11 protein-coding genes and 2 rRNA genes are annotated in these 14,188 nt (G+C 51.0%); 4 read left to right on the forward strand and 9 right to left on the reverse strand.

Annotation, left to right across the window (positions count from 1 at the left end):
• Position 1 precedes the first annotated feature (1 nt).
• Together hemN and yihI are read right to left on the reverse strand one after the other, a co-directional pair.
• Positions 2-1,375: an oxygen-independent coproporphyrinogen III oxidase gene (gene hemN, locus Y71_RS27695; RefSeq protein WP_007369338.1), complete on the reverse strand. Its 1,374-nt coding sequence runs from the start codon at positions 1,373-1,375 to the stop codon at positions 2-4.
• A gap of 186 nt (positions 1,376-1,561) precedes the next feature.
• Positions 1,562-2,065, reverse strand: coding sequence for a Der GTPase-activating protein YihI (gene yihI / locus Y71_RS27700; protein WP_007369339.1), 504 nt, complete (start codon positions 2,063-2,065; stop codon positions 1,562-1,564).
• A gap of 578 nt (positions 2,066-2,643) precedes the next feature.
• Here yihI and yihA point away from each other — a divergent pair.
• Positions 2,644-3,270, forward strand: coding sequence for a ribosome biogenesis GTP-binding protein YihA/YsxC (yihA, locus tag Y71_RS27705; protein WP_007369340.1), 627 nt, complete (start codon positions 2,644-2,646; stop codon positions 3,268-3,270).
• An 83-nt stretch (positions 3,271-3,353) separates the two neighbouring features.
• Here yihA and spfP read toward each other — a convergent pair whose 3' ends face one another.
• Both spfP and polA read right to left on the reverse strand, forming a co-directional pair.
• A complete protein-coding gene (spfP, locus tag Y71_RS31200; protein ID WP_071892919.1) occupies positions 3,354-3,401 on the reverse strand; it encodes a small protein SpfP in 48 nt (15 codons plus the stop codon).
• A gap of 166 nt (positions 3,402-3,567) precedes the next feature.
• Positions 3,568-6,354 carry a DNA polymerase I gene (gene polA, locus Y71_RS27710; RefSeq protein ID WP_007369341.1) on the reverse strand — a complete coding sequence of 929 codons (2,787 nt, stop codon included), beginning with the start codon at positions 6,352-6,354 and terminating at the stop codon, positions 3,568-3,570.
• A gap of 425 nt (positions 6,355-6,779) precedes the next feature.
• On the opposite strand from polA, the gene yihG reads away from it, so the two are divergent.
• Entirely contained in the window at positions 6,780-7,688 is a 909-nt protein-coding gene (yihG, locus tag Y71_RS27715) for a 1-acylglycerol-3-phosphate O-acyltransferase, YihG family (RefSeq protein ID WP_035890352.1), read from the forward strand.
• Between the two features lie 13 nt (positions 7,689-7,701).
• On the opposite strand, the gene dsbA is transcribed toward yihG, so the two are convergent.
• From dsbA to Y71_RS27730, 3 genes are all read right to left on the reverse strand, one after another.
• Positions 7,702-8,325: a thiol:disulfide interchange protein DsbA gene (gene dsbA / locus Y71_RS27720; RefSeq protein WP_007369343.1), complete on the reverse strand. Its 624-nt coding sequence runs from the start codon at positions 8,323-8,325 to the stop codon at positions 7,702-7,704.
• Between the two features lie 16 nt (positions 8,326-8,341).
• A complete protein-coding gene (locus tag Y71_RS27725; protein ID WP_007369344.1) occupies positions 8,342-9,328 on the reverse strand; it encodes a serine/threonine protein kinase in 987 nt (328 codons plus the stop codon).
• A gap of 75 nt (positions 9,329-9,403) precedes the next feature.
• Complete coding sequence (locus tag Y71_RS27730) at positions 9,404-9,673, reverse strand: YihD family protein (RefSeq protein ID WP_007369345.1); 270 nt, start codon at positions 9,671-9,673, stop codon at positions 9,404-9,406.
• Between the two features lie 69 nt (positions 9,674-9,742).
• Between Y71_RS27730 and mobA the strand changes: the two genes are divergently transcribed.
• Both mobA and mobB read left to right on the forward strand, forming a co-directional pair.
• The gene (gene mobA / locus Y71_RS27735; RefSeq protein ID WP_035941960.1) at positions 9,743-10,321 is read left to right on the forward strand and encodes a molybdenum cofactor guanylyltransferase MobA; all 579 of its coding nucleotides are present in this window, start codon (positions 9,743-9,745) and stop codon (positions 10,319-10,321) included.
• A gap of 2 nt (positions 10,322-10,323) precedes the next feature.
• Positions 10,324-10,827, forward strand: a complete 504-nt coding sequence (gene mobB / locus Y71_RS27740) for a molybdopterin-guanine dinucleotide biosynthesis protein MobB (RefSeq protein ID WP_007369347.1) — start codon at positions 10,324-10,326, stop codon at positions 10,825-10,827.
• Positions 10,828-10,898: 71 nt separating this feature from the next.
• On the opposite strand, the gene rrf is transcribed toward mobB, so the two are convergent.
• Both rrf and Y71_RS27750 read right to left on the reverse strand, forming a co-directional pair.
• Positions 10,899-11,014, reverse strand: a 5S ribosomal RNA gene (gene rrf, locus Y71_RS27745).
• 96 nt (positions 11,015-11,110) lie between these two features.
• A 23S ribosomal RNA gene (locus tag Y71_RS27750) occupies positions 11,111-14,017 on the reverse strand.
• Between the last annotated feature and the right edge of the window lie 171 nt (positions 14,018-14,188).

Raw genomic sequence — 14,188 nt, forward strand, 5'->3', positions numbered from 1 at the left:
CTTAAATTACCCTTGAGAACTGCTGCATACGCGCTTTCTGGCGCAAATACGCATCAAAGCACATACAGATATTGCGGATCAGCAAACGCCCTTTCGGCGTGACCTGTATCCCCTGCTCATTCATCTCCACCAGCCCATCGTTCACCAGCGGCGCTAACAGGCGTAAGTCTTCAGCAAAATAGTCGCGGAAATTAAGATCCCAGACGCGTTCCGTTGTACTGAAATCCAGCCGGAAATTACAAATCAGGCCTTTAATCACATCGCGGCGAATACAGTCGTCGCGGGTAAGCGCAATACCGCGCCACAACGCGTCGCCACGTTCGTCAACCTGCTGGTAGTAGAGCTTCAGCTCTTTCTGGTTTTGCGCATAGCTGTCGCCGATCATGCTGATGGCGGAAACACCCAGCCCCAGCAAATCGCTGTCGCCTTGCGTGGTGTATCCCTGGAAGTTACGGTGCAAAACGCCGTCGCGCTGGGCAATCGCCAGCTCATCATCCGGGCGGGCGAAGTGATCCATACCGATAAACTGATAACCGGAGCCGGTCAGCGAAACGATGGTTTGTTGCAAAATATCGAGCTTCTGCTGCGCCGAAGGCAGATCGGCGTCTTTGATTTTGCGTTGCGCGGCAAACAGCGTCGGCAGATGCGCATAGTTGAAGACGCTCAGGCGATCCGGGCTAAGCTCTGCAACACGTTGTAGCGTAAAGGCGAAGCTTTCCGGCGTCTGTTTTGGCAACCCATAAATCAGATCGATATTGGTTGAGGTAAAACCAATCTCGCGGGCGTGGTTGAGCAGCGCAAAGATAAACTCTTCGTCCTGCTCGCGGTTGACCAGCCTTTGCACCTCTTTGTTGAAATCCTGCACGCCCATACTCAGGCGGTTAAAGCCTTCCGCACGCAAATGGTCAAGCACGTCGAGTTCAATTTCACGAGGATCGACCTCAATAGAGATCTCTGCGTCGGTATTGAAATCAAAATGACTGCGCAGCAGCCCCATCAGGCGGCTGATTTGCGTTTTGTTGAGGTACGTTGGCGTACCGCCGCCCCAATGCAACTGGCTGACGTGGCGACCGCGAAACAGCGGCGCGCGATGGGCGATCTCCTGTTCCAGCGCATCGAGATATTGATCGGCCTTATGCTGCTGGCGGGTAACGATTTTATTGCAGCCGCAGAAGTAGCAAAGCTTGTGGCAAAACGGAATATGCACATACAGCGACAGCGGACGCTCAGGATAACGTGCAACCGCCTGGCGGAAATCCTCTTCACCGTAAGCGTCTGAAAACTCCAGCGCGGTGGGATAGGACGTGTAGCGCGGCCCGGAATAGTTATATTTCTGGATCAGGGCCAGATCCCAGTCGATAATTTGCTCTGACATTGCTTACTCCTTCCGATGACGCCGCTGGCGGTTCCGGCGGCCCGGCCTGACCTCGTTGCGGGTCATAAGCCGGTTGCGCAGCCAGACTCTGCGCTGCGACAACCGCTGTAGTTTAACGAATAACCACACCAGATAACATATAACCGGAAGGGTTATAAGCAGGACGGGAAAGCCCATAGAAAAGGATCAGTTGCCGCCTTTCAGCAGGCGCATCATATCTTCCCGGCCTTCCTCTTCTTCTTCGTCTTCATCATCATCGTAAGAAAGGCCCAGTTTCTGCATCAACTCATCGATGCGGTCCAGTTTGGCGTTAACCCACGCTTGATCGTCAGCGCTCAGGGTTTCACCCTCTTCAAGACGTTCCAGTAGCGCATCCAGGCGCTCATCCGTTTCCAGCATCTCCAACTCAGCCTGCGGTGAAAGCATAGGTTTCTCGCTCTTAGGTTTGTGCTGCTTGTTGACCGGTGTGTCGGTGACACCCAGCGGGATCGGTTTTTTGCTGCCAACGCGCGGGTCTTTCTGCAACTTGCCTTTACCGGTGCCAGAAGACTCACCGCCACCGTTCGCACGGCTGCCAGAGACATTACCGCGATGCTTTTTCTCGCGCTTACGATCGCGGCCTTCCTGATTCAATTCTTCACGGGTTTTACGGCGCACTTTGCTGCGCGGATTGGAGGACGGTTTTTTCATAATGGTCGTCTTAAGTCGTTTTCTTCAGTATAGAATTGCGGCGGAATCTAGCAGAAAGCAAGCAAAGAAAAAAGGCGACAGTGTAAACCGTCGCCTTTTTTCTTGACCTTCAACCCGTAGCGGGCTTTACGTTCCCTGTTTGCTGTCAACGTACCCTGTTTGTCCCTTAGCTAAGAACGTTCCCTGTTGAGGTCCCTTCCTTGCAAACATCTCCTGACGTTATCCTGTGGTCTTCGCCTCCTGGCGCTCCCGACCCCTCGATCCTTGAGTCTTCCTTCCCTTTCAGGCCTCCTGCCTTGTGAAGGTTACTTTACCCTTCTGAGCTAAACAGACAAGCATTAACAGGGTTAAAACGCCAGTTTCAGACTATTCTTCAAACATAAGTTATTGATTAAAATATTCTTATCCATTTATCAACCTGAAATTTCTCTGAAAGTTCGCATAGCTGGAAGAGCCAATATCTTACAAATGGCGCGGTAATGGCTTACGGCTGCCAGACAGGTTTCTGGCGAGAAAAACAGCCTTTTGTTCCGGTTCAGGTATAATCGCCGCATGCTTTGATGATGGAGACGACCGTTTTGACAAACCTGAATTACCAAAAGACGCATTTTGTCACCAGTGCGCCTGATATTCGCCACTTGCCTGCCGATACCGGCGTTGAAGTGGCTTTTGCCGGCCGTTCCAATGCAGGTAAATCGAGCGCGCTAAACACATTAACTCAACAGAAAAACCTGGCGCGCACCTCAAAAACCCCCGGACGTACGCAGCTGATTAACCTGTTTGAAGTTGCCGAGGGCAAGCGCCTCGTCGATTTGCCGGGTTACGGCTACGCCGAAGTGCCGGAAGAGATGAAACTCAAATGGCAACGTGCATTGGGTGAATATCTGGAAAAACGCCAGTGTTTGCAGGGACTGGTGGTGCTGATGGACATTCGCCATCCGTTAAAAGACCTCGATCAACAGATGATCTCATGGGCAGTAGAGAGCAACTTGCAGGTTCTCGTGCTGCTGACCAAAGCGGACAAACTGGCCAGCGGCGCGCGTAAAACGCAGCTTAATATGGTACGGGAAGCAGTGCTGGCTTTTAACGGTGAAGTACAGGTAGAAGCATTCTCTTCACTGAAAAAACAGGGCGTGGATAAACTGCGTGAAAAGCTGGACGGCTGGTTCAGTTCTCTGCCGCCGGTTGAAGAAACCGACGCATAAACCCCAGGTGCGGCGTCCGCCGCGCTTTTTCTTTCGCGCAATAAAAAACGCCCCAGTCATTACTGACTGGGGCGGCTAAATATTCAGCCAAATCCGATTACGTGAAGTAAAAGGTCTGAAAGATAGAACATCTTACCTCTGTACCCTACGCAAATAACTCTACTCCCTTTTTGGATCCTGACAAAGCATTTTTTGTAATTTCTTTTCACTTTTTACATATGGAATTCTAATGATTGTCACAAAACTGTCGGCGATATGTTGCTTACTTACAGAAAAAGTCCCTTATTCACCGAACGCTTAGTGCGCTTGATCCCAGTTTTGCCCGCTCCCCACTTCTACCAGCAAAGGCACATCAAGCGTGGTGCTACTTTCCATCAGTTCATGGATCTTTTTCGACACTGCATCAACATCATCTTTATGCGCTTCGAACACCAGTTCATCGTGTACCTGCATGATCATACGCACACGAGGTTTTTCGCTTTGCAGCCAGCCATCAACGGCGATCATTGCCCGTTTGATGATATCGGCCGCCGTACCCTGCATCGGGGCGTTGATTGCTGCACGCTCCGCTCCTGCGCGTCGGGCAGCATTGCTGGATTTGATGTCCGGCAGATAGAGGCGACGACCATCCAGTGTTTCCACATAACCGCGATCTTTCGCCTGCGCCCGTGTGCGCTCCATATACTCCAGCACACCAGGATAACGCTCAAAGTAAAGATCCATGTACTTCTGCGACTCTTTACGCGGAATATTAAGTTGTCGGGACAAACCAAAGGCGCTCATTCCGTAGATCAAACCAAAGTTGATCGCTTTCGCGCTGCGACGCTGTTCATTGCTTACGCTTTCCAGCGGCAAGCCGAAGACTTCGGCAGCGGTCGCCCGGTGAATATCTTTACCTTCAGCAAAGGCTGACAGCAGGCCTTTATCGCGCGATAAATGCGCCATAATTCGCAGTTCGATTTGCGAGTAGTCTGCCGAGACAATCACATAATCTTTCGGCGCAATAAACGCCTGGCGAATACGTCGCCCTTCATCATTACGTACCGGAATGTTTTGCAGGTTTGGATCGGTAGATGATAAACGCCCGGTTGCCGTCACCGCCTGATGATACGAGGTGTGTACGCGCCCGGTTTTTGGATTAATCATCAGCGGCAGTTTGTCGGTGTAGGTTGACTTGAGTTTGGCCAACCCACGGTATTCCAGAATGACTTTCGGCAACGGGTAATCCAGCGCCAGCTCTTCCAGTACCTCTTCTGACGTTGAAGGCGCGCCGCCCGGCGTTTTCTTCAGCGGTTTAATCCCCTGTTTTTCAAACAGAATAGTTTGCAGCTGCTTGGTTGATGAGAGGTTAAATGGCTCACCTGCAATGTCGTGCGCTTTTTTCTCCAACTCAGCCAGACGCAATGTCAGCTCTTCGGAGTGCTTATGTAACACAGCAGGATCAATATTGACGCCGTTACGTTCAATGCGCGAGAGCACAGGAACCAGCGGCATTTCGATATTCTGGAATACATTCAGCGGCCCGGCATTTTTTTGCAACTCCGGCCACATCTTCAGATGCAATTGCAGCGTGACATCAGCATCTTCCGCCGCGTAGCGCCCCGCCTGCTCCAGATCGATTTGGTTAAAAGTGAGCTGGTTTTTACCCTTGCCGGCAATCTCTTCGAAGGTGATGGTTTTATGCTGCAGCCAGCGTTCAGACAGGCTGTCCATATCGTGGCGACCGACAACGCTATCCAGCGTATAGGATTCGAGCATGGTGTCGAACGCGATCCCGCGCAGCTCAATGCCGTAGTTTTCCAGCACACCGCGATCGTATTTCAGGTTTTGCCCTACCTTGCGGGCATTCTCATCTTCCAGCAGCGGTTTGAGCAGCTCTAACACACGATCGCGGGCGATTTGGTCAGGTGCATCAAGGTAATCATGCGCGACCGGCACATAAGCGGCGACGCCGGGTTCAATCGCAAAGGAGAGGCCAACCAGATTAGCACTGATATTATCGAGGCTGTCCGTTTCAGTATCAAAGGCAAACAGCGGCGCGCTCTTCAGTTTCGCGATCCATTGTTGCAACGTCTCTTCGTCAAGAATAGTGACGTACTGTTCCGCAGAGAGTGTGGCAGCTGGCATATCAGCTTCCGCTTCCACCACAATGGTTTCCTGCGGTTTCGCTGTGGGTTTTGCGCCTCTCGCCTGCAACCATTTACCGGCTTCGACGTCGGTTATCCAGCGTTTGAATTCATATTGCTTAAACAACCCAAGCAGTTCCTGAGCCGCAGGCTGCTGCACTTCCAGTTGCTCACACGTCAGTTCCAGTTCGACATCGGTTTTGATGGTCGCCAGTTGATAAGAGAGGTACGCCACCTCTTTATTCTGCTCCAGCTTCGCGGCCATGGTTTTCGCACCACGGAAAGTCAATCCGGCAATTTTATCTGATTCAGCATACAGCGTATCCAGACCACCCAGCCCCTGTAGCAGCGCCTGCGCGGTTTTCTCACCCACACCAGGAACGCCCGGAATGTTATCGGAGGAGTCACCCATCAGCGCCAGGAAATCGATGATCAGTTCAGGTGGTACACCATATTTGGTGACAACCTCATCCGGACCAAGAATGGTGTTGGTCATAGTATTGATCAACGTGATACCCGGCGTTACCAGTTGCGCCATATCTTTATCACCGGTACTGATCAACACCGGACGCCCCATTTTCTCGGCTTCTCGCGCCAGCGTGCCGATCACATCATCCGCTTCCACGCCAGAAACCGCCAATAGCGGCAGGCCCATCGCTTTAACCATGGCGTGCAGCGGTTCTATTTGCGCACGCAGATCGTCTGGCATCGGAGGACGATGGGATTTGTAATGCTCAAACAGCTCATCACGGAAGGTTTTTCCCTTCGCATCAAATACCACGGCGGCATGAGTCGGCTGATATTGCAGGATCAGGCTACGCAGCATATTCAGCACGCCGTACATGGCACCGGTGGGCTCTCCGGCGCTGTTGGTCAGCGGCGGGAACGCATGATATGCGCGATAGAGGTAAGACGAGCCGTCAACAAGGATAAGTGGGTTTTCTGGGATCTGAACCATGATGTCCGTGCCTGTTTATCAATTTATAGCTAAAGGATGCCACAGACAGGGAGAAAACATGAGTTTTTCACGGTATTTGCCGGAAAAGATTTCGCGATCGTCGGGATCGCTCGCACAATAAACCTGTGGATAAGTTTGTGAATAGTTTCTGTTCGGCTGGATTTTTGTGCCCTTCTGTCGATCGTAAAAAAACACAATTACTTTATATTTAATAAGTTACACAAAGACAAAAGATCATTATTGCCTTTTGATGGCAATTTACTCTATGTGGATATAAGAAAAGTCAATTGGCATTCTCTATTCCAGAGGCACCAGGTATTACCAGCAAGGTTTAAGCATTCCCGCATTGGGTTTTCTGGTAAAATCAGCGCCTTACTCTTCTTTATTGTGTGGCTTTAGCAGCTAACTTTCTGAATACTTTAACTATGTCGAGATTGCTTGCAGTATTCACTCTGTTTATGAGTGTCCTGCTTACCATACTGGTTACTATTTTTTGCTCCGTGCCAATTATTGTCGCCGGCTTACTCAAGCTGCTGCTTCCAGTGCCGGTATTGTGGAGAGCGATCTCAGCCTTCTGTAATTTCATGATGTATTGCTGGTGTGTAGGCCTCTCATGGCTGCTGCATCTCAATCCGCATTTAAAATGGGATGTTGAAGGGCTGGAAGGGCTGAATAAAAAGAACTGGTATTTGCTGATCTGCAATCACCATAGCTGGGCAGATATCGTGGTGTTATGCGTGCTGTTCCGCAAACATATCCCGATGAATAAATATTTCCTTAAGCAACAACTCGCCTGGGTACCCTTTATCGGGCTTGCCTGCTGGGCGCTGGATATGCCATTTATGCGCCGCTACTCCAGAAGCTATCTGCTCCGTCACCCGGAACGCCGCGGCAAAGATGTGGAAACCACACGGCGCTCGTGTGAGAAGTTTCGCCATCATCCCACAACGATTGTGAATTTCGTGGAAGGCTCGCGCTTTACCGAGGAAAAACGTCGCCAGACACGTTCCCCCTTCAAAAATCTTTTGCCACCAAAAGCGGCCGGTATTGCCATGGCGCTGAACGTGCTGGGAGAACAGTTTGATAAGCTGCTGGATGTTACTTTGTGCTACCCGGAAAATGATAAGACGCCTTTCTTTGATATGCTCAGCGGCAAGCTGACACGCATTGTCGTACGAATTAATTTGCTGCCGGTGAATGAAGAACTGCATGGCGATTACGTCAACGACAAGAATTTTAAACGCGGTTTTCAGCAATGGCTGAATAAATTATGGTCCGACAAAGATGAACATATAGACGCGATAAAAGCGCAATATAAAAACGCCGGTCATTGACCGGCGCTATTTTTTACTTCTTCTCTACCAGATATTTTACAGTATCTGCGTAGTCTTTCACGAAAGCATCCAGACTGCTGCCGTCCATGCCCTGCTGGTTAACCTGGTATTTGCCGTTAACAAACATGGCCGGAACGCCCTGCAATTGAAGGTCAGCAGCCGCTTTTTCCTGCTGAGCAACCAGTGATTTCACCACGAAGCTGTTCCACGCCGCATCATACTCTTCGCCTTTTACGCCAGCGCTGATGAAGACATCGCGGATATCAGCAACGGACTGAACAGTCTGCGTTTTTTGTACCGCTTCAAACATCGGGGAAGTAATTTTATCTTCCACACCAAGCGCCATTGCAACCGCCCAGGCCTGGGTCATTTCTTTACCCAATGGCCCCAGAAATTCAACATGGTACTTGGTCATTTTGGTGCCCTGCGGCAGCTTTTCTTTCACAGCGCTGGCAACATGCCACACCTGTTCAAAGTCATAGCAATGCGGGCAATAGAACGAAAAGAACTCAAGGACCTGCGGCTCCCCTGCCACCGGCTTATCAAGCGTAATAAACTGCTTACCATCAGTAGGTTGAGCAGCTACGGCGCTAAAAGCCAGAATCATTCCTGCCAGCGCCAAAAAGATCTTCTTCATGGTTAATTCTCTCCATTTAATACATTGGTGTTAATGCTAAAGGTGGTTCTTGCAGAACATTCACCTGATCCAGAAAAATCGAAGTTTGCCTGCGCCAGTGATCTTCACTGCGCAGCCATGGAAAGTTTTTCGGAAACGCCGGATCGTCCCAGCGACGAATAAGCCACGCCAGATAGTACACCTGACGCATGGCGCGAAGAGGCTCAATCAGGCCAAGCTCGGCACGATTAAATTCACAAAACTCTTCATATGCTTCGACGATCATCTCCAGTTGCATACGCTGCTCGGCTTTATCGCCATGTAGCAGCATCCATAGATCCTGTACCGCAGGACCATTACGCGCATCGTCTAAGTCAACAAACATCGGTCCGTCACGCCAGAGAATATTTCCGGCATGACAGTCTCCGTGCAGACGCAGGAGATTGAAACGGCTGTGCCACTGATCCATAACAGCATCAATAAGCTTATCAACAGCGCTCAAAAATGCCTCTTTCAGCGACGCAGGAATAAGCGTGGTGGTTTCAAATAACTGGCGGGGTTCAATTAAATACTCTTTAACACCAATATCCGGGCGATGAGTAAAACGTTTTTTGCTGCCGGTTTGATGCAGTCGCCCGAGATAGCGGCCAACCCATTCCATTTGATCCAGATTGTCGGCTTCGAATTGCCGACCGCCAACGCTTGGGAAGACAGCAAAATAGAAATCCTGATAAGTAAGTAGGGTCTGGTGATTAAAGGCAAGCGGTGCGGCGACCGGTACATCATCGCGCTGAAGATCCAGGGCAAACTCGTGCTCTTCAAGGATCTGCACGGCCGACCAGCGTTCAGGACGGTAAAATTTCACCACATAACGACGGCGATCTTCGTCCTGAAATTGATAAACGCGGTTTTCGTAGCTATTTAGCGCAGTAAGGCCAGAATCCACACGGATCCCCTGCGCAAATAGCGCATCCATGATGGTGTCGGGGTGTAGTGTCTGGAAAGTAAAAGCGTTACGGGTCATCCTGGCATCCGAAAATTCGACGAATAATTCAGGATACCATTTCGCGGCGCGTTCAGTGGCGCCGCTTACAAGCTTTTACTCTTTAATTACGCCACGTGCGCGCAGCAGAGCGGTTTTAAAATCCTCTTCATAATCCTTCTGAATACCAGGGATGACGGCATCTTTCGCTGAGTCACGCATTTTCAGATGATAGATCAGGATGTCATCACTTAAATCGACCAGTTCACCCTCATAACCTGACTCTTGCGCCAGTTTCTGCAAGAATTGCATTAAGTTTAACTCGGGTTCTTTTTGCCACGCAGGCTGGAGAAGTTCGATAACTTCGTTCAGGCGTTTACATTTCATGTTCTTGCTCCTTACTCTTGGTACAGACACGTTAGCAGGGTCAAACCCACAATAAAAGAGGCGATACTGGTGGCAGTAAGTGATACGGTAACTGGCGTAATTCTGGCGGGAGGGAAAGCCTCACGTATGGGAGGAAATGATAAGGGATTATTGCAACTTAATGGCCAACCACTTTGGGAGCATGTAGCGCAAAAACTGAAGCCACAGGTGACAGATATGGTTATTAGCGCTAATCGAAACCTCGATATCTATCGTGCCAGTGGCCTGCCAGTGCTGACCGATACGCTACGTGATTATCCCGGGCCGCTGGCAGGAATTCTATCAGTGATACAGCAACATTCTGGGCTATGGTTCCTTTTCTGTCCCTGCGATACCCCTCATATACCGGCAGATCTTGCCATACGGTTACAGAGAAACCGTCAGCAGGCTTTGGCTGTCTGGGTCCACGATGGCGAGCGGGATCATCCAACTATCGCGCTAATTCATCGCGATATCATGCCCTCTTTACAGGAATATCTGGCACGCGGTGAACGCAGGGTAATGGTATTCCTGCGCGAGGCTGGCGGCCATGCGGTGGATTTTAGCGATGTTAAAGACGCTTTCGCTAATGTGAATACCCCGGAAGACCTGGCTCATTGGCAGGAGTAACTATGATCCCACTACTGGCTATTGCCGCATGGAGCGGTACAGGAAAGACCACGCTACTCAAAAAGTTAATTCCAGAGCTTTGTGCTCATGGTATCCGTCCCGGCTTAATAAAACATACCCACCACGATATGGATGTCGATAAACCGGGTAAAGATAGCTATGAGCTACGCAAGGCGGGAGCAGCACAGACTTTGGTCGCCAGTTCGCAGCGTTGGGCGCTGATGACAGAAACACCAGATGAAACCAGTCTGGATCTGGCGTATCTTGCTGGTCGAATGGATGCAACGAAACTGGATTTAGTTCTGGTCGAAGGTTTTAAACATGAGTCCGTGGCAAAAATTATGCTCTGGCGACAGGACAGCGGGCATAATCTGCAAGAGCTTATACTGGATGAGCATGTCATCGCGGTAGCCAGCGATGTAGCACTGGAACTTGATGTACCGGTGCTGGATATAAATGATATTGCTCAGATTGCTGGCTTTATTCTTCATTGGTTACGCGCATAGAGCGTGTGACCTTTTATTTTATCTGAACGCAAAGAGGCCATCCTTCCGGATGGCCTCTTCACTGGTTTGATGCCTGGCAGTTCCCTACTCTCGCATGGGGAGACCCCACACTACCATCGGCGCTACGGCGTTTCACTTCTGAGTTCGGCATGGGGTCAGGTGGGACCACCGCGCTAGTGCCGCCAGGCAAATTCTGTTCACCGCCATGCCTCAGCGGCACACCGGTTTAATCTGTATCTCGCTGAAAAAATTCTCTCTCACGCCAAAACATCTTCGGCGTTGTAAGGTTAAGCCTCACGGTTCATTAGTACCGGTTAGCTCAACGCATCGCTGCGCTTACACACCCGGCCTATCAACGTCGTCGTCTTCAACGTTCCTTCAGGACCCTTTAAGGGTCAGGGAGAACTCATCTCGGGGCAAGTTTCGTGCTTAGATGCTTTCAGCACTTATCTCTTCCGCATTTAGCTACCGGGCAGTGCCATTGGCATGACAACCCGAACACCAGTGATGCGTCCACTCCGGTCCTCTCGTACTAGGAGCAGCCCCCCTCAGTTCTCCAGCGCCCACGGCAGATAGGGACCGAACTGTCTCACGACGTTCTAAACCCAGCTCGCGTACCACTTTAAATGGCGAACAGCCATACCCTTGGGACCTACTTCAGCCCCAGGATGTGATGAGCCGACATCGAGGTGCCAAACACCGCCGTCGATATGAACTCTTGGGCGGTATCAGCCTGTTATCCCCGGAGTACCTTTTATCCGTTGAGCGATGGCCCTTCCATTCAGAACCACCGGATCACTATGACCTGCTTTCGCACCTGCTCGCGCCGTCACGCTCGCAGTCAAGCCAGCTTATGCCATTGCACTAACCTCCTGATGTCCGACCAGGATTAGCTGACCTTCGTGCTCCTCCGTTACGCTTTAGGAGGAGACCGCCCCAGTCAAACTACCCACCAGACACTGTCCGCAACCCGGTTTACGGGTCCACGTTAGAACATCAAACATTAAAGGGTGGTATTTCAAGGTTGGCTCCACGCAGACTGGCGTCCACGCTTCAAAGCCTCCCACCTATCCTACACATCAAGGCTCAATGTTCAGTGTCAAGCTATAGTAAAGGTTCACGGGGTCTTTCCGTCTTGCCGCGGGTACACTGCATCTTCACAGCGAGTTCAATTTCACTGAGTCTCGGGTGGAGACAGCCTGGCCATCATTACGCCATTCGTGCAGGTCGGAACTTACCCGACAAGGAATTTCGCTACCTTAGGACCGTTATAGTTACGGCCGCCGTTTACCGGGGCTTCGATCAAGAGCTTCTCCTTACGGATAACCCCATCAATTAACCTTCCGGCACCGGGCAGGCGTCACACCGTATACGTCCACTTTCGTGTTTGCACAGTGCTGTGTTTTTAATAAACAGTTGCAGCCAGCTGGTATCTTCGACTGATTTCAGCTCCACGAGCAGGTCGCTTCACCTACGCATCAGCGTGCCTTCTCCCGAAGTTACGGCACCATTTTGCCTAGTTCCTTCACCCGAGTTCTCTCAAGCGCCTTGGTATTCTCTACCTGACCACCTGTGTCGGTTTGGGGTACGATTTCGTGTTACCTGGAGCTTAGAGGCTTTTCCTGGAAGCAGGGCATTTGTTGCTTCAGCACCGTGGTGCCTCGTCATCACGCCTCAGTGTTAAAGCACTCCGGATTTGCCTGGAGCACACACCTTCACGCTTAAACCGGGACAACCGTCGCCCGGCCAACATAGCCTTCTCCGTCCCCCCTTCGCAGTAACACCAAGTACAGGAATATTAACCTGTTTCCCATCGACTACGCCTTTCGGCCTCGCCTTAGGGGTCGACTCACCCTGCCCCGATTAACGTTGGACAGGAACCCTTGGTCTTCCGGCGAGCGGGCTTTTCACCCGCTTTATCGTTACTTATGTCAGCATTCGCACTTCTGATACCTCCAGCAGCCCTCACAGGCCACCTTCAACGGCTTACAGAACGCTCCCCTACCCAACAACGCATAAGCGTCGCTGCCGCAGCTTCGGTGCATGGTTTAGCCCCGTTACATCTTCCGCGCAGGCCGACTCGACCAGTGAGCTATTACGCTTTCTTTAAATGATGGCTGCTTCTAAGCCAACATCCTGGCTGTCTGGGCCTTCCCACATCGTTTCCCACTTAACCATGACTTTGGGACCTTAGCTGGCGGTCTGGGTTGTTTCCCTCTTCACGACGGACGTTAGCACCCGCCGTGTGTCTCCCGTGATAACATTCTCCGGTATTCGTAGTTTGCATCGGGTTGGTAAGCCGGGATGGCCCCCTAGCCGAAACAGTGCTCTACCCCCGGAGATGAATTCACGAGGCGCTACCTAAATAGCTTTCGGGGAGAACCAGCTATCTCCCGGTTTGATTGGCCTTTCACCCCCAGCCACAGGTCATCCGCTAATTTTTCAACATTAGTCGGTTCGGTCCTCCAGTTAGTGTTACCCAACCTTCAACCTGCCCATGGCTAGATCACCGGGTTTCGGGTCTATACCCTGCAACTTAACGCCCAGTTAAGACTCGGTTTCCCTTCGGCTCCCCTATACGGTTAACCTTGCTACAGAATATAAGTCGCTGACCCATTATACAAAAGGTACGCAGTCACACCCCGAAGGATGCTCCCACTGCTTGTACGTACACGGTTTCAGGTTCTTTTTCACTCCCCTCGCCGGGGTTCTTTTCGCCTTTCCCTCACGGTACTGGTTCACTATCGGTCAGTCAGGAGTATTTAGCCTTGGAGGATGGTCCCCCCATATTCAGACAGGATACCACGTGTCCCGCCCTACTCATCGAGCTCACAGCCTGTGCGTTTTCGTGTACGGGGCTGTCACCCTGTATCGCGCGACTTTCCAGACGCTTCCACTAACACACAAGCTGATTCAGGCTCTGGGCTCCTCCCCGTTCGCTCGCCGCTACTGGGGGAATCTCGGTTGATTTCTTTTCCTCGGGGTACTTAGATGTTTCAGTTCCCCCGGTTCGCTTCACAGCACTATGGATTCATGCTGTGATGATGCACCGTAGTGCACCGGGTTTCCCCATTCGGACATCGCCGGGTCAAGGGTTCATATCACCTCGCCGGCGCTTTTCGCAGATTAGCACGTCCTTCATCGCCTCTGACTGCCAGGGCATCCACCGTGTACGCTTAGTCGCTTAACCTCACAACCCGAAGATGTTTCTTCCGATTCATCATCGCATTGCAAAAATTTGAGAGACTCACGAACAACTTGCGTTGTTCAGTGTTTCAATTTTCAGCTTGATCCAGATTTTTAAAGAGCAAAACTTCGCAGCACACACAGAATGTGTACTCTGAAGTTTTTTTGTTTGTGC

Source organism: Kosakonia radicincitans DSM 16656, from assembly GCF_000280495.2.
GTDB lineage: Bacteria > Pseudomonadota > Gammaproteobacteria > Enterobacterales > Enterobacteriaceae > Kosakonia > Kosakonia radicincitans.